Annotated in this window: 17 protein-coding genes; 6 read left to right on the top strand and 11 right to left on the bottom strand. The window is 49.1% G+C overall.

Annotated elements, in window-relative coordinates; genetic code table 11:
• Nucleotides 1–48: 48 nt before the first annotated feature.
• Genes aroC through aroB form a run of 3 tightly spaced genes read right to left on the bottom strand, consistent with a single transcriptional unit; the run spans nt 49 to nt 3,480 of the window.
• On the bottom strand, nt 49–1,122 hold the full coding sequence (aroC, locus tag DW091_RS18735) for a chorismate synthase (RefSeq protein WP_074617833.1): 1,074 nt from the start codon (nt 1,120–1,122) through the stop codon (nt 49–51).
• On the bottom strand, nt 1,100–2,401 hold the full coding sequence (gene aroA, locus DW091_RS18730; protein ID WP_118518957.1) for a 3-phosphoshikimate 1-carboxyvinyltransferase: 1,302 nt from the start codon (nt 2,399–2,401) through the stop codon (nt 1,100–1,102). Before aroA ends, aroC begins: the two co-directional genes overlap by 23 nt.
• Nucleotides 2,402–2,412: 11 nt before the next feature.
• Nucleotides 2,413–3,480: a 3-dehydroquinate synthase gene (aroB, locus tag DW091_RS18725; RefSeq protein ID WP_058695805.1), complete on the bottom strand. Its 1,068-nt coding sequence runs from the start codon at nt 3,478–3,480 to the stop codon at nt 2,413–2,415.
• Between the two features lie 311 nt (nt 3,481–3,791).
• Here aroB and DW091_RS18720 point away from each other — a divergent pair, with 311 nt between their 5' ends.
• The 3 genes from DW091_RS18720 (at nt 3,792) to DW091_RS19950 (ending at nt 5,692) form a co-directional block, all read left to right on the top strand.
• The gene (locus DW091_RS18720; protein ID WP_058695806.1) at nt 3,792–4,391 is read left to right on the top strand and encodes an HdeD family acid-resistance protein; all 600 of its coding nucleotides are present in this window, start codon (nt 3,792–3,794) and stop codon (nt 4,389–4,391) included.
• 93 nt (nt 4,392–4,484) lie between these two features.
• Complete coding sequence (locus DW091_RS18715) at nt 4,485–5,081, top strand: MarR family transcriptional regulator (RefSeq protein ID WP_118518956.1); 597 nt, start codon at nt 4,485–4,487, stop codon at nt 5,079–5,081.
• 113 nt (nt 5,082–5,194) lie between these two features.
• On the top strand, nt 5,195–5,692 hold the full coding sequence (locus DW091_RS19950) for a hypothetical protein (RefSeq protein WP_147365310.1): 498 nt from the start codon (nt 5,195–5,197) through the stop codon (nt 5,690–5,692).
• Nucleotides 5,693–5,748: 56 nt separating this feature from the next.
• Here the strand turns inward: DW091_RS19950 and DW091_RS18705 are convergent, their stop codons facing one another.
• The 4 genes from DW091_RS18705 to DW091_RS18690 form a co-directional block, all read right to left on the bottom strand.
• A complete protein-coding gene (locus tag DW091_RS18705) occupies nt 5,749–7,104 on the bottom strand; it encodes a DUF308 domain-containing protein (protein WP_096920165.1) in 1,356 nt (451 codons plus the stop codon).
• 111 nt (nt 7,105–7,215) lie between these two features.
• Nucleotides 7,216–7,809: a rubrerythrin gene (rbr, locus tag DW091_RS18700; RefSeq protein ID WP_058695810.1), complete on the bottom strand. Its 594-nt coding sequence runs from the start codon at nt 7,807–7,809 to the stop codon at nt 7,216–7,218.
• Nucleotides 7,810–7,993: 184 nt separating this feature from the next.
• On the bottom strand, nt 7,994–9,763 hold the full coding sequence (locus DW091_RS18695; RefSeq protein ID WP_118518954.1) for a hypothetical protein: 1,770 nt from the start codon (nt 9,761–9,763) through the stop codon (nt 7,994–7,996).
• Between the two features lie 23 nt (nt 9,764–9,786).
• A complete protein-coding gene (locus tag DW091_RS18690) occupies nt 9,787–10,449 on the bottom strand; it encodes an HAD hydrolase-like protein (RefSeq protein WP_118518953.1) in 663 nt (220 codons plus the stop codon).
• Between the two features lie 268 nt (nt 10,450–10,717).
• Between DW091_RS18690 and DW091_RS18685 the strand changes: the two genes are divergently transcribed.
• The 3 genes from DW091_RS18685 (at nt 10,718) to DW091_RS18675 (ending at nt 14,248) form a co-directional block, all read left to right on the top strand.
• The gene (locus tag DW091_RS18685; RefSeq protein WP_187368486.1) at nt 10,718–11,620 is read left to right on the top strand and encodes a cysteine synthase family protein; all 903 of its coding nucleotides are present in this window, start codon (nt 10,718–10,720) and stop codon (nt 11,618–11,620) included.
• A 72-nt stretch (nt 11,621–11,692) separates the two neighbouring features.
• Nucleotides 11,693–12,247 (top strand): LemA family protein, encoded by a 555-nt coding sequence (locus DW091_RS18680; protein ID WP_058695813.1) that lies wholly within the window; start codon nt 11,693–11,695, stop codon nt 12,245–12,247.
• A 96-nt stretch (nt 12,248–12,343) separates the two neighbouring features.
• Nucleotides 12,344–14,248 (top strand): DUF2207 domain-containing protein, encoded by a 1,905-nt coding sequence (locus DW091_RS18675; RefSeq protein WP_118518952.1) that lies wholly within the window; start codon nt 12,344–12,346, stop codon nt 14,246–14,248.
• A 429-nt stretch (nt 14,249–14,677) separates the two neighbouring features.
• Here DW091_RS18675 and DW091_RS20215 read toward each other — a convergent pair whose 3' ends face one another.
• The 4 genes from DW091_RS20215 to DW091_RS20410 all read right to left on the bottom strand — a co-directional run bounded on the left by DW091_RS20215 (nt 14,678) and on the right by DW091_RS20410 (nt 15,494).
• Nucleotides 14,678–14,821 (bottom strand): hypothetical protein, encoded by a 144-nt coding sequence (locus DW091_RS20215; protein WP_158577943.1) that lies wholly within the window; start codon nt 14,819–14,821, stop codon nt 14,678–14,680.
• 33 nt (nt 14,822–14,854) lie between these two features.
• Nucleotides 14,855–15,028 carry a hypothetical protein gene (locus DW091_RS20210; RefSeq protein WP_158577942.1) on the bottom strand — a complete coding sequence of 58 codons (174 nt, stop codon included), beginning with the start codon at nt 15,026–15,028 and terminating at the stop codon, nt 14,855–14,857.
• An 87-nt stretch (nt 15,029–15,115) separates the two neighbouring features.
• Nucleotides 15,116–15,355, bottom strand: coding sequence for a hypothetical protein (locus DW091_RS18670; protein WP_118518951.1), 240 nt, complete (start codon nt 15,353–15,355; stop codon nt 15,116–15,118).
• Nucleotides 15,330–15,494 carry a hypothetical protein gene (locus DW091_RS20410; protein WP_207665251.1) on the bottom strand — a complete coding sequence of 55 codons (165 nt, stop codon included), beginning with the start codon at nt 15,492–15,494 and terminating at the stop codon, nt 15,330–15,332. The genes DW091_RS18670 and DW091_RS20410 overlap by 26 nt, the downstream gene beginning before the upstream one ends.
• Nucleotides 15,495–15,562 lie beyond the last annotated feature (68 nt).

The following is a 15,562-nucleotide window of genomic DNA, read 5'->3' as shown; positions in this document are numbered from 1 at the left end:
TCAGTATTATCTTTTTTCATTTTCTCCTTGACTTTTTATTTGCAGGCTTTATAAAAGAAAATCCAGCATGCATAATGCCGTTACCGCCTCGACCACCGGGCAGGCCCGCAGCACAATGCAAGGATCGTGCCGGCCCTGAATTTCGATTTCAGCGTCCTCACTGGTCGCCATGTTAACAGTCTTCTGGGGCTGCGCGATGGAAGCCGTAGGCTTAAAGGCTGCCCGGTACACGATGGGCATGCCGTTTGTAATTCCGCCGTTGATGCCGCCGTTATTGTTGGTCGTGGTCTTAACCCGGCTGCCGTCCATATAAAAGGGATCGTTGGCCACAGAGCCGCGGAGGCCGGTGATGTCAAAGCCCAATCCAAATTCAACACCCTTAACCGCCGGCACTGAAAACAGCAGCGCGGACAGCCGGCTTTCGACTGAATCGAACAGCGGGTCCCCCACGCCGGCCGGCATTCCCGTCACATAGCCCTCGATCACACCGCCCACAGAATCCTGATCCTTAATGGCGTCGAGGATTTCATCCTTCATCGCCTCCTCCAGCGTCTTTGTATACAGCGGGAACATCGGATTTTCATAGCGAAGCGCTGCATATTCTCCAGGCTTTAAATCTTTTTTATCCCAGACACTGCCGATGGATAAAATCCGGCTGCCGATTTTAACCTCGGGAGCGACCTGAGCCAACGCAGCCTTAGCGACAGCGCCTGCAAAAACAAGGGGTGCTGTAAGACGTCCTGAAAAATGGCCACCTCCCCGGTAATCCTGAAAACCACTGTAGCGCACCCAGCCGCTGTAATCGGCGTGCCCCGGGCGCATAAGATCCTTGGTGCGGGCGTAGTCCTTAGAACGGGTATTACCATTGCGGATGATCCCGGTAAGCGGCGTGCCTGTAGTTTTTCCTTCAAAAAAGCCACTGACAATTTCCACCTCATCTGCCTCCTTACGCGGTGTCGCCAGTCGGCTGCTGGATGCCGCGCGGCGTTTCATCTCAAAGGCGACCGCCTCCTGATCAACACTCACGCCAGAGGGAAGCCCATCAATGGTCGCGCCAATGGCAGCTCCATGGGATTCTCCAAACACCGAAACCTTTATCTTATTTCCCCAGATCGAACTCATGGATGTCGCCTCCCATTTTTTTAAAATCTTCCCAAAAATCCGGATAGGATTTCCGCACACTTTCGGCACCTGTGATCGTGAGTTTATCCTCACAGGCAAAGCTGGCAATAGCTGCGGCCATGGCGATACGGTGGTCATTATGGCTGTCAACCACGCCGCCTTTCAGGCGCTTAACCCCTTCAATGGTCATCCCCTCAGGATGCTCGGTTACCTTTGCCCCCAGCATGGTCAGCACTTCATTCATGGCAGCCAGCCGGTCAGACTCCTTAAAGCGCAGCCGGGCGGCTCCCACAATCTCTGTCACCCCCTCGCTCAGAGCCGCCAGCACCGTGAGCACCGGCACCAGATCCGGGCACTGAGACACATCCACCACCGTGCCATGTGTCGTTCCAGGCTCTGCCACATAGCCCGATTTTGTCTGGGATACACAGCCGCCCATGGACTGAATGATCTCAACAATGACTTTATCCCCCTGGGATGAGGCGGGCTGCAAATCCTCACAATCCGTTTTTTCGCCCAGGATACCGCCCACCAGCCAGAAAGCGCCCTGGGAAAAATCGCCCTCTACCCGGTAATCCCGAGCCTTATACCGCTGCTTTCCGGCAATGCGGAACAAACGGTAATCCTCATTGATCACAGCAATGCCAAATTTTTCCATCACATCCAGTGTAATGTCGACATAAGGCTTAGATTCCAGCGGCGTAGTGATCTCGATGACTGAATCCCCGTCAAGCAGCGGCAGCGCAAACAGCAGCCCTGTAATAAACTGAGAAGAAATGCTGCCATTTAGGCGGTAAGTCCCGGGTTTTAAAGCCCCTGTAAAACATAGAGGCAGCTCCTGGCCTTCGGTTTCCTTTTGATAGGCGATGCCCTGCTCCTCAAAAATATCATAGTAGGGCTGCATTGGCCGCGCTGTCAGCCTTCCGCGGCCAATGACCCGCGAATTCCTGGCTTTTAACGCAAGCAGTGGAATGATAAAGCGCAGGGTGGAGCCGGACTCAATACAGTCAATGGTCTTGCCCTCTGTATCTGGACGACTCACACCAGTGATCATCAGGGTAAAACGCTTTCCCTCATTTTCTTTATATTTGATCTCTGCTCCCAGGGTTTCCATAGCTTTACAGGTCGCGGTGATATCGTCGGACAAAAGGATATTGGTAATCACGCTGGTTCCCTGTGACAGGGCCGCGCACATCACCGCCCGGTGGCTGACGCTCTTGGACGGAGGAATACAGATAACGCCGCCGAGCTTTTTAGGTGTAATTTCGACTTTTTTCATGCTGTCCCTTTCTACTGAAATAACTGAATGGCCTGATCCTTATGGATTTTTACGATCTCTGCCTTGCCAATTTTAGTGATGATGCACATATTTAAAACGTCATTCTCAAACTTTTTATCCGAATACAGAATCTCCTTCACACGGTTCATATCCATCTCAGGCATTTCATAGGGAAGGCCATAGGTTTCCAGAATCAGCTGAAGGTTGCCCAGGGTTTCCGGCGCAGTGATCCCCTCGCGCACGCTCATCTTGGTGATCTGGTACATACCGATGGCTACTGCTTCACCGTGGGAGTACTCCTTAAATTCAAAGTAGGATTCAATGACGTGACCGATGGTATGACCAAAGTTGAGCACGCGGCGGAGGCCTTTTTCCTTTTCATCGCTTTCCACCACATTGCGCTTGATCTGCACACATTTGGCAATGATTTCCTCCATATCCTCCAGCAGGTCCTCCTGATACTCAAAGCCCATGAGCCGCACAAACAGCTTGGCCGAGCTGATGCACCCGTACTTGATCACCTCACCCATGCCATCGGTCAGGTAGTGGTCGTCCAAAGTGTCCAGAAATTCGGGATCGATGATCACGGCCTTTGGCTGGTGGAAAGCGCCCACCAGGTTTTTGCCAAAGCCGAGGTCCACGCCCACCTTGCCGCCAACGCTGCTGTCCACCTGAGCCAAAAGGGATGTCGGAATCTGCACAAAATCGATACCGCGCATATAGGTAGCGGCACAGAAACCAGCCAGATCTCCCACAACGCCGCCGCCCAAAGCCACAATGGCATCGGAACGGGTGATGCCGATATCCATCAGTTTATAATAGATTTCCTCGACCTGAGCCAGATTTTTGGATTCCTCTCCGGCAGGTATCACGATGGTATAGACCTCTGCGCCAAGGCTTCTAAGCTGCTTTCTCACATTGCTCAGGTACAGCTTGGCCACGTTCTTGTCGCTGATAATGACAATGCTGCGGTAGCTGCCAAAGACCTCATCCATTTCGTACAGATGCTCTTTTAACCCATTGCCAATCATAATCTTGTACTGGTGTTTGTTTTCCGTTGTACAGGTTAGTTCCTTCATGATTTCGCTCCTTTATCTATAATACAATATGCAGTTTCGATATTTTGATTAATTATTATATCATACTTTTACTAAAGTGAGAAAACAACCTTTAGGTAAAGCATTTCAAACTTCATTTTATAATATGAAACTTTCACTACAATTATCAAGAAAGCTTCAAATTAAGAAAACTTTGTTGCATTTTACGGTATAATCCTGTATGATAAACATATAAGCAACCAGGTTGATTATAGTGTTATTTACCTTTCACCGCGGGTATACAATAGAATAACAGAAAACAGACATTTTTTTAATGAAAGGAGTCTTTATTTATGTATGAAGAACAAGAACCCAAGGGACCGATTGAAACACTTGAAGAGGACCTGGAAAAGACCATAAAACACTGGTGGATGTTCCTGATTCTGGGCATCCTGGCCATCGCCATCGGCATCTGGCTGTTCTTTACACCCATGCAGGGCTATGCTGCCTTGACCATTATCTTTGCCCTGACCTTTCTGGTTTCAGGGATTGCTTCTATTTTTGTTACCATTTTCAACCGGAAAGCCATTCCCGCCTGGGGGTGGAATCTTATATCCGGCATTCTCATGCTGGTGCTCGGGATCATTCTGGTGGCAAATCTGAATCTGTCCGCAGACGTACTGGCCTTTTATGTTGCCTTTGCCGTCATGTTTGGCGGGTTTAATACCATCGGCTATGCCTTCACCACGAAATCGTTGGGCGATACCGGCTGGGGCTGGAACCTGGCACTGGGGATTCTGGTTGTCATTTTGTCAATCGTTCTTCTCCTCCACCCAGTTTTCACCGCGCTGACCATCACCATCTGGACAGGCATTGCTTTTTTAAGTCTTGGTATTTCCTTCTGCGTGCTGGCATACCGGTTGTCTAAAACCAACAGCATGCTGAAAAAATAAATCCGGCCAGCGGCCGAACTGTGATAAAACCCCGGAACCCGGTCACACCGGCTTGGTTCCGGTCTTTATCATAGTTTGATGAAGTGAGGTATTATGATGAAAAAGGAAAAAAAGAGTAAGAAACCGGCTGAAAAGAAGAATTCAAAGAAAAAGAGCGGCAAGAAAAAAGAAATTCTGAAAACGGCGGAAGTCAAACCGTCAAAAACCAAAGCGCCGGCGGCCAGAATCGACCTCCAGGCGGCCCTGTCCGAAATCGCGGCCCAATATCAGATGATCGAGAGTCTCCCACGGTTTTATGGCGGCGATATTCCCCTCTACCTTTCCGAAACCAGCGCCCTGCGCGTCATCGGCACTACCCCCGGCCTCAACCTGACCGCCATTGCGGCAGCCCTGAACGTCTCCAAGAGCGCCGTTTCCAAAAGCACGAGCAAGCTTCTCGAAAAAGGACTTGTCACCAAGGAGCGCTCCCTGCGCGAAGTCATCTTTAACCTGACAGATGACGGGCAGGCTCTTTACAGCCGGATGAAGGCCGACGAAGACCACCTGGTGGAGGGCGTGGATAGCCTCATCGGCCACCTAAACAGTGCTGATAAAAAGGTCATCTCCAACTTTTTAACCGGACTGACCGGAGAGCTCGAAAAAATCATCAATAAACTCAAAGAACCCCTAGAGGATATTGATGAAAAATAACACTTCCGAAATGCCGCTCTGCCGGCATTTTTTTATTTTTTAACTTCTGTCACAATTTTGCCATAAATCTCCTCTATAATAAAGCCAAGATCAAGAAATAAGGAGTGTTTAAAATGAAAACGAACAAAAAAGTCATGACTGGACTCATTGTCGGAGCAGCACTGCTCACCGGTACCACGGCCCTGGCCGCTGGAAACGGCGGACGGTTTATGCAGGAATACAATGCCCAGAATACCGCAGTGGTCTGTGACGCAGACGGCGATGGTATCTGCGATGTTACCGGCAGTCCCGTTCATACTGGAGACTGTAACGGTGACGGAAACTGTGTTTCCACCGCCGTTCAGAATAGCGAAGCCCCGGCAGAAAACCCGGGAAATATCCTGGTCTCCAGCCAGAATAAAGGCGGAAATGGCTGCGGCTACGGCGATACCGATGGTGACGGCATCTGTGATGTTAGCGGCAATCCAGTTGGCCAGGGCTGCCAGAATGGCAGCCCCAAGGCCTACGGAGACGTCGATGGCGACGGTATCTGCGACCGCTCCGGCAACCCGGTAGGTGAGGGGCGACACCATGGCGGGGGCCGTCAAGGCAACGGTCAGCACTGCCAGTAAACCCGCACCGCAAAAGCCCTGCTCCTGTCCCGTTTTGGGACAGGAGCAGGGCTTTCTCATTGTTTTCCAGTTTCCAGCGTTTTGTCATAGGGAAGGGTATCTCTGGAATAAATATGCTTCTCGTAAACCTTGGTACCTGGCTTTTCCAGCTCCCGCATCAGAAACTGATAGTAAGCGCCGGGGGTAACAATCCCCGGTATGGCCGGCTTGTCAAAATTCGTATTTTCAAACAGAGAGTCCGCCACCTTCACGCAGTTGGTATCCACCGCAAAATAGGTTTTCAGGGTACCCTTTTTAAATTTATAAAAGGAAGCGCCGTTCCCCTTATATATCTGGTCGGCAACATCATCGTATACTTTTTCCGGAAGCAGCCCCTGCTCCATGAGCTGAGTATCGCAGTACCACTCAGTCATATTCTCACGCATGGTTTCAAAATTCCGTTTAATCTGCAAAAGCTCCTCTTTCTCAAAGGCCACCTTAAAGGCAATGAGCACCTTATCGTCGTGATAGGTGGACTGCTGGAGATAGCGCTCCCGGTTGCAGCGAAACAGCACCCCATCGCTGATCACTCCGAACAGCCTGTAGCTGTGGCCGTCAAAGTTACCATAGGATACAGCCTCATCACCTAAAATGAGGTCTACATGGCCAAAGGATTCCATAAATTTCTTGGAAAGGTGCACCAGGATCTCGACGTTAAAGGGCGCCAGCCCCGCTGCTTTTCCTGGGATAGACACATTCTGCTCGTGGAGATAAATGTTAGCGTCCTCGGACGCCACCTTTGCATCATATTCCTTGAGCAGCCTCCTGGGCAAAAGTCCGCCGAGCACCGGTGGAATGGCAAAGCGCAGCTTTCTCTGCATCTTTTTAGCCGTAGCCGACATTTTTTGCTGAGTCGATTCCTCGTTAAAAGTATCAAAAATCATGGTAAAGCCGTACCACAGCACATAGATCCCCGCCACCAGCCCAAATCCAATGGCATTTAGGCGGTTGTTGACCAACATAAGTGCCCCCGCCACCAGTGTGACCACTCCGTTCACAAAATAGGCGCCGTAGTTTGGCGCGCCGTCCTTAAAGTAAGTGACCGCGGACATAAAACGGATGATAGAGTTTAAGATAATCCATCCGGCAAAAATATCCGGTATCCAGCGTATCACCTTAAAACGCAGCACAAAAAAGGCAACGGCAAAGCCAAGGTTGACCACGGCCTCCAGCACCTCGCCCTGGCCCTTAATTTTCTTTTTGTAGATCACTGCCACCAGGTTCATAAACGCAATGATCAGCAGAACCACAGCGATAAGCAACACCAGATCGGTGAGCGAGGTCTTTGGCCGCAGAATTAAAAACATTCCGGCCGAGATAACGAGGAGCCCGGCCAACAGGCCGACGAGCTTTTGTGCAACAGTTTTTTCCATTCTTCTTCCCCTTTTTAGTCTTGTCTCCATTTTATCCTGTTTCTGCCGCCCACGCAACTAAAAAATCCCTTCCCGTCGCGCCGTGCGACAGGAAGGGATAAATTCTCGATTTTAGTAGGTTTCAACAAACAGCTGGAAGTAAGAACGGTCATGTTTACAAGCCGGGCATACCTGAGGCGCGTCGTTGCCTTCATAGATATAGCCACAGTTGCCGCATTTCCATTTTACATCGCCAAAACGTTTGAATACTTTGCCCTGTTCGATGTTGGCCGCTAATTTTTTATAGCGGTTTTCATGAGCTTTTTCAGCCACGCAGATCTGAGTAAAGGATTCTGCGATATCGTCAAAGCCTTCTTTTTTAGCGGTTGCCGCAAAAGCCGGGTATAAATCTGCCCATTCTTCCTTTTCGCCGGCAGCAGCGTTTAACAGGTTGCTTTTTGTATCGCCCAGTGCTACTGGATAGTCAGCATTGACATTCAGCATCATGGCTTCGCCGCCTTCTAATTCAGCAGCCATATATTTGTAGAAAACTTCAGCATGTTCTTTTTCGTTCGCCGCAGTTTCCAGGAAAATTTCCTGAATCTGTACATACCCTTCTTTTTTAGCCTTTGAGGCAAAAAATGTGTAGCGGTTACGTGCCTGGCTTTCACCTGCAAATGCCTTCATTAAGTTAGACAGGGTTTCCGTACCTTTTAATCTTCCCATTGGTAAATTCCTCCTTGATTAATGAAATATTGTTCGTTTCTTTATTATAACGCGATCTAAAAAAAATTTCAAATTATTTCACCTGCCAGTTTAGAATTATTTTATTTTTTAAGCTGCATTTAAAGGCTTGTTCGTTTTTAATGACTTCTGTGGTAAAAAAGACCGCCGAAGCGGTCCTATATGCCTATTTGATATTTTTGATAAACTCTACCAGGGATTCGGCAGCAACGAAGGGGCCGTCCTGCTCAAAGCCCGGAATGCCCAGCTGGGTGCGGATCACACCGATTTTGACGCCCTTTTCCTTCATGCGCTTAAAGTAGTTTTCCGCAATTTTTTCATGCTCCTTCTTCAACTGCACTGCGCCAAATGGGTTAGCAAAATAGGTCGTGGTGATGCCCACCTCTCCGGTTGTACCCTTGGCCATACGTTTACCCTCGGAGAAGACCGCCAAGGCGGTGTCGAGATCCTCGAACATTTCGATGGGCTGGTGTTCCTCGTCAATTTTTTCATAATTATTGATATAAAAAATATAGTCCACCGGCGTGGAGGCGGAGATTTCCTCATAGGTCATCTGCGGCACAATCACGCGGGCATTGACAATGTTAGGGTTCATAAAAATGGAGCGGTCCATTGTGCTGTAGGCATAACCTGGCTGGAGGTCATCCAGCCTCACAAAGGCACCGATTTCGGTACCCACAGCCATGAGCTCGTCCTCCTTGTTAAAGTGGAGAGAGCCCATATCGTCGATGAGGATATCCACATCGCAGCCCAGCTCCTTGGGCAGCTTGTGAATGGCTTCCAGGGTTTCAGATTTTCCAGCCCCGCTGTCTCCTACCAGCATGATGTTGACAGGCTTTTCAGCCGCCAGACGTATTTTTGCAAAAGCGCCGTGGATGGGCAGCCAGAAGTTTTTGATCTGAATGATATTGTGCAGGGTCAGGATCATTTTCTTCATATAGCCAAAGTAATCGATGGTCGCTTCGTTGGGCAGCATGCCATAATAGACGCCGTCTTCTTTCACCACAAAGCCCAGCATTTCATCCTCGTCAAAGAGGCTCTTGTCCAGACCGAAGAACACCACGCCGTCAGGCTTTTTGTGGAGGAACTCTTCCGGGGTAGCCAGCTCAAAGAGGTTAAACAGGCCTGCGCCCAGCTCCAGAAAATCCTTGTGGCAGTACACAATAATCAGCAGACGGCCGGCTTTTACCGGAATGGCGTACCAGGACTCCGCGTCCATATAAAACCGCTCGAGGATTTTTTTATCCTTTTTAATAGGGAACACACCGTTTCGCTTGCTGGACTGGGTATAGAAAATGACCGGAGGCTCAAAAATGGCCTCCCAGACATAGGGCACGCGGTACAGCGAGTCGTTTTTGCTCTTGACATCGTTTGGGAAATCAAAATGGTCGACCAGAAAAGAGACCTGGGCGCCGGAGGGCAGCTGTCTGTAAATACTGAGGCTCTTACCGGTGACGTTGTATAAAATATTCCGGTACAAATCCAGCACCAGCTTTTTGAGGGAGTCATTGTTGGATGCCAGCGAGTGTGCTTTGGAACGCTTTGCGCCATCGTCCGGATTATAGGTTTCGTTTTTGACCATAAAACGCTGAATATTACGCCAGTAATTGTAAAAACCTTCAAGGAAATCCAGCATGATGGCTGTATACTCATCCACGCCGTACTGGATATCAAAATAACCGCTGCGCATGACCTCCTTTAAGGGTTTCATATTGAGCAGGGTCACAAAATCCCGGAATTTCTCCAGATCAAAAGATTTGTTTTCGTCCCTGAAGGGAATGACTGCCTTCAGCTTTCTGGAATGGCGGATTTCCAGCTCGTTCACAAAGGTGGTGATCATTTTTCCAAAGGTTTTGGACTGCAGCACACGGCTCACGTTCGTAAACTTCAGATCGCCGTTGATCACAATGCTGCGATGTACATTCAAACTTTCCATAATATTTTTACTTCCTTTCTGTTTTATCCTTTTACGATTTCAATCAGATCCATCATGTGATCCACCACTGCGATGGAGCCCGCTTCAAGCAATTCTTCCCGGGTTCCGTTGCCAAAGGCCACTCCGGCTGCGTCGATACCGCAGGCGTGAGCGCCCTCAATATCGTAATAGCGGTCCCCCACCATGAGCACGCCGGCTTTTTTCTCCGGCGTATCGTAGCCGTAATCCTCTAAAAAAGCGCTGATGATTTCGATCTTGTTGGTGCGGGTGCCGGCCTCGTCGGGGCCATACACATGATCCGCGTCGATATTGACCCCGGATTTCCCCACAATCTGCCGGGCTGTGGGCTCCCCCTTGTTGGTACAGATGCCGACCGTACAGCCTAAAGCCCGCAGCGCCTCCACAGTTTCGGTTGCTCCGTCAAAGAAAGGGTCCTTATACATACGGCCATGAGTTACGTACTCTTCCTGATAAAAGTCGTAGCCACGCCAGCCGTCTTCCTCGCTGTAGCCATAATATTTCGTAAAGACCTGCTCGATCGGCGGCCCGATAAGGGGCTCAATATCCTCGATTTTTGGGTTGGGATGCCCCAGCATCTTAAGCGCGTACTCAAAGGAACGCCAGACGCCCTCCTTGGAATTCAGCAATGTGCCGTCCAGGTCAAACAATACGCAGTGATATTTCATGAACACCCTCCTTCAATTGTCCCATTGGGATGAAAATAATCCCATCTGGGTTCTGCTACTTATTATAACTGTCTCTCATTATAATACAAATGTCTCTCAAATAAAAGCTTTTCTTGGCTGCAAAAGGTTTTCAGCTTTGCTTTTTCTCAAATTCCCCGTGCAGTCCGCTGCTTTTTGTACTATAATGTTATGCAGGATTGAATCCATTTTTCATTTATCCCATAAAGGACAAAGATTAAAGGACAAAGATACAGAAAGGAAGCACAACATGCAGCAGATTCACAACAATATTTTAGAGACCATCGGCCGCACCCCCATGGTGCGCCTTAACCATTTAAGCCCAAACCCCAGGGTGGAAATCGTCGCCAAGGTAGAAGGTTTTAACCCCACCGGCAGTATTAAGGACCGCATCGCCCTTAAAATGATCGAACAGGCCGAAGCGTCCGGCGCTCTGACCAAGGATAAGACCATCATTGAGCCCACCTCGGGTAACACAGGCATCGGACTGGCCATGATCGGGGCCGTCAAGGGCTATAATGTGGAGATCGTCATGAGCGAGGCGGTTTCCATCGAACGCCGCAAGATGATCCAGGCCTTCGGTGCCAAGGTCACGCTGACCGCGCCCGACAAAGGTACTGACGGTGCCATCTGCCGGGTGCGGGAGCTGCTGGCAGAAAACCCGGATAAATATTTTAACCCCAACCAGTTCAGTAACGAGTATAATAAGTTGGCCCACTACACCACCACCGCCGAGGAAATCTGGGAGCAGACTGGCGGAAAGGTTACCCATATGGTCTCCTCTCTGGGAACTTCCGGCACCATCATGGGCATTGGCATGGGCCTTAAAAGTCATAATCCGGACGTACAGATCGTGGAGGCACACCCGGTAAAAGGGCACTATATTCAGGGGCTCAAAAATATGGAGGAGGCTATTGTTCCTGCCATTTACGATCCTGATAAAATCGATACGCATATCATGGTGGAATCTGAGATCGCCTTTGAGTACGTGCGGCAGATTGTCAAAAAAGAAGGGATCTTTGTGGGTATGAGCAGCGGCGCGGCCATGTACGCGGCCTGCGAGGTGGCAAAAACTTTGGACTCGGGCCTCATCGTGGTCATTTTCCCGGACCGGGGCGAAAAATACTTAAGTACGGATTTATTTAAGCTGTAGGCTGTCTGAAATTCTTTTAGAAGGCAGGAAAATGTGGTATAATGAGATCAACTTAAACGCAGGAGGTTTACAATGATTGCACTCATAATCATCATTGCCATTGTGGTCATCCTCGCCCTTGTGGTGATGGGCAGCTATAATGGTCTGGTTAAAACAAAAAATCAAACCGAAGAAGCATTCTCAACCATGGATGTTTATATGAAAAAACGGTATGACCTGATTCCAAACCTGGTGGAAACCGTTAAAGGCTATGCCAAGCATGAATCCCAGACGCTGGAACAGGTGACCGCAGCCCGCAACGCTGCTATGACCGCCACATCCATCGACGATAAGCTGAAAAGTGAAAACGCCCTGACCGGCACCTTAAAAAGCCTGTTTGCCGTTACCGAATCCTACCCGGATTTAAAGGCAAACACCAATTTCATGGATTTACAGCGTCAGCTTCAGAACATTGAAGAAGACATTGCCAATTCGAGAAAATACTACAATGCTTCCGTTAAAAACCTGAACAACAAAATTGAAATGTTTCCGGGCAGCATCATCGCCGGCATGTTCCATTTTGAAAAGAAACCTTATTTTGAAGTATCTTCTCAGGAAGAGCGTGAAAACGTCAAAGTACAATTTTAAATCAACGGACAATTATGCTTGGAGAATTGAGAATTAAAAGAATAAAAGCTTTAATTCTCCATTCTCCTTTTTACATTCCTTTAAGGAGGTGCACCAATGAAAAAGAAACTGCCTGTACTGACGGCACTTCTTCTACTGCTGGCGCTTGTGTTTCCCGGAGCCGGTTTGGCCAGGGAATACTTCACCATAGACAGCTACGCTGTGACCATGAACGTACAGGAAAACCACGCCTATGATGTCAACGAAAAAATTAATGTTACTTTCAGCCAGCCACGACATGGGCTTTACCGTTATATTCCCTACAGTGGAAGCTATTACCGTGATATCGACGGCAAAGCGACCGAAACATCTTACAATGCCCGAATATCCAACATCAAGGTTCCGGGCTACAACTTTGACACCGATACCGAAAACGGCAGTAAGGTCCTTAAAATCGGCGACGAAGACGAATATGTAGATGGCGACCAGACCTATGATATCTCTTATACCTGGGATCCCGGGGATGACCATATCAGCCAGTTTGACGATGTTTATTTCAATATCATCCCGGGGAAATGGGACACTACCATTGACAGCGCAAGCTTTACCATCAATATGCCCAAGGAATTCGACCCTTCAAAAATCGAATTTATTGTGGGCGGCTATGGTGTCACAGATACCAATGCAGTAACCTATACAGTTGACGGCAACACCATTCATGGCACGCTCAATCGGCCGTTGCAGGCCAATGAGGGCGTTACCCTTAATATCCGTCTGCCCCAGGGCTATTTTGTGGGCGCACGCACCGGCAATGAGTGGAATCCGATCGTCTATATTGTCTCAGGTATATGTCTGGTTCTGGCTGTTTTTCTGTGGTTTCGCTATGGCCGTGACCACAAGCCGCTGGAGCCAGTCATGTTCTACGCCCCGGATGGCCTCACACCAGCTCAGATTGGGACGGTGATCGACGGTAAAACCGGCAACGAGGAAATCCTGTCCATGATTATGTATTTGGCGGACAAGGGCTATCTGACCATTGAGCAAACCAGCAAAAAGAACTTTAAGTTCGAGAAAATACAGGAACTCCCAGCCGATGCACTGAACTTTGAGCGCACGGTCATGCGCGCCCTTTTCCCAAACAATCGCACAGTCTCCAACATGAAGGACCTTGAGGATACCTTTTACGAGGATATGCAGGTGGCTAAGGCAGAGGTTGGCGGTTTTTTCGCAGAGCCTCAGAACAGACTGTTCACCCCAGGCTCCAAAACGGCTCAGGCTTTTATTCACCTGGCCTGCTTCCTCCCACTGTTCATTTTTGGCTGTGTTATGGGCTACAGAAGCGAAGGTTACTTTGATGTGTTCATGGTACTGATCATGGGCTGCCTGTTCGGGATTCTTCCCTTTGCAGGACTCAGCTTTTTAGCCCACACCATCGAAACCCGCCAGGGTATGACCGCGGGCTCTTTTACCGGGCGTGTGATTGCGGGCACTCTGATTTCCGCTGCGCTTCTGGTCATTGTTCTGGCCACAGGCACGGTCACCTTTGGCACCATTTTAATGCCGCTGGTACCCGTTTTGGTATCTGTTATCGCAGCGTTCTTCGCCGCCTTTGCCACCAAGCGGACACCTCAGGGCAGCAAGTGGCTCGGCGAGACCCTTGGTTTTAAAAACTTTATCCAGACCGCAGAGCTGGACCGCATCAAAACCCTAGTGGATGAAAACCCCAACTATTTCTTTGATGTACTTCCGTACGCTTATGTGCTGGGCGTAACAGATAAATGGGCCAAACGTTTTGAAAGTCTGGCGATCGAACCGCCACATTGGTACAGAACCTATGACTCCTACAGCATGTTCAATACGATTTATTTCACCAACGCGCTCATGCACAGCATGAACGCCATCTCAACCAACATTACCGTTCCACCGAATTCCGGTTCCGGCGGATTTGGCGGCGGCGGCTTTACGGGTGGCGGCGGCTTCTCCGGCGGCGGCGGTGGCGGCGGTGGCGGCGGAAGCTGGTAAATAGCTTCTCCGCTCCTTCAAAGAATAAAAACAGTCCCTATGGCCCTGCGTCTTTGCAGCATTAGGGGGATTTTTTACAGGCTCTGATAAATAAAAAACACCATGCTGGGCGTCTCCCTCATGGTGTTTTTATTCTTAATACCTATTGTGGATTACCTCAACCACACACAGGCAATCCTTTAAATCCATAACTTCTCCGCCATCCTGCGCTACTTTTCCGGTAAAACGGTCAGACATCCCTTCCCCAGTCCAGTACACTCATGGCACTATCCGGTCTAAAGCGGTGCTTTTTATCCCCGGCCTTACCCAGCAGCAGGCAGGCATACAGTTGATCTTCTGGTTAAGAACAGAAACTATCTTACCCTTGATGTTAAAAATGTCAACTTCGATTATGATTAATTTCTGGATGATGGAGTAGATGCGGATGGACTAATACCCTAGAATCATCAAAAGTACCAGCGCCAAAAGTGCGCCTGCAGCCAGCAGAGCTGATCCCTCATCTGCCAAGGCAGCGCAGGTAATCAGTCCGCCTGGTCTGGCATTTGTGTTTTTCAGGCTCAGGACAATCTGCATCTCGGCGTCCGCATAGCCATCCTCGTCCCTACGTTAGCGGGAGATAAGAGTATAAGATCCGGCTTTGGCAGGATAAACGCCGCTTTCCGATTTTAAACTTGTTCTCGCCACACTCTCCTTTACTGCCGTTCCGGGACTAACGCTCAGACGCACTGTTGTCTCCACTGGATTATCCATATCCGCTGCCCACACAGCTGGAATCCCCATCGAAAACAGCACTACTCATCGGCTTACCTCTCGCAGCCTTTTTTTACAGCCCAAAGCCGATGATGATGTTATGCACATCGCAGTCAATCATCCTCTGCATGCTGTCGACATCGTTGACGGTCCAGGGTGCACATCCTTGTTCTTCTGGTTAGCACGCTCCATCAGTGCTTCACTGGTAAATGTTTCCTCAATACTGAGGGCATCTACATTTAAATTTTCTATGTCACCATAGACAATAGGCGTAATGTACAGATTTATATTCCGAGTCAAAAAGCTTCTGATGTCCAGGTCCTTAATCTCCTCATAGCCAGACTTCCAGAATCCCAATAAGGATCATCACTCCCAGAGACGCTCCTCCTCCGCCTGCAGTCCGCCAGGTTACCATAAGAATAACTGCGCCCGAAAGCAGAGAAACGCCCCTGAGAAACAGTACGATGCCCGCAAAGACTAAAAACAGTATAAGCATCCAGATCAAAAAGCTGCCCACAGTTCTGAAAGAATATCCTTTTAAAAGGATGATACTTTTCTGGCAGG

Source organism: Eubacterium sp. AM05-23, assembly GCF_003477535.1.
GTDB classification, from domain to species: Bacteria; Bacillota; Clostridia; order Eubacteriales; family Eubacteriaceae; genus Eubacterium; species Eubacterium maltosivorans.
This window is presented reverse-complemented; position numbering and strand designations above follow the sequence as displayed.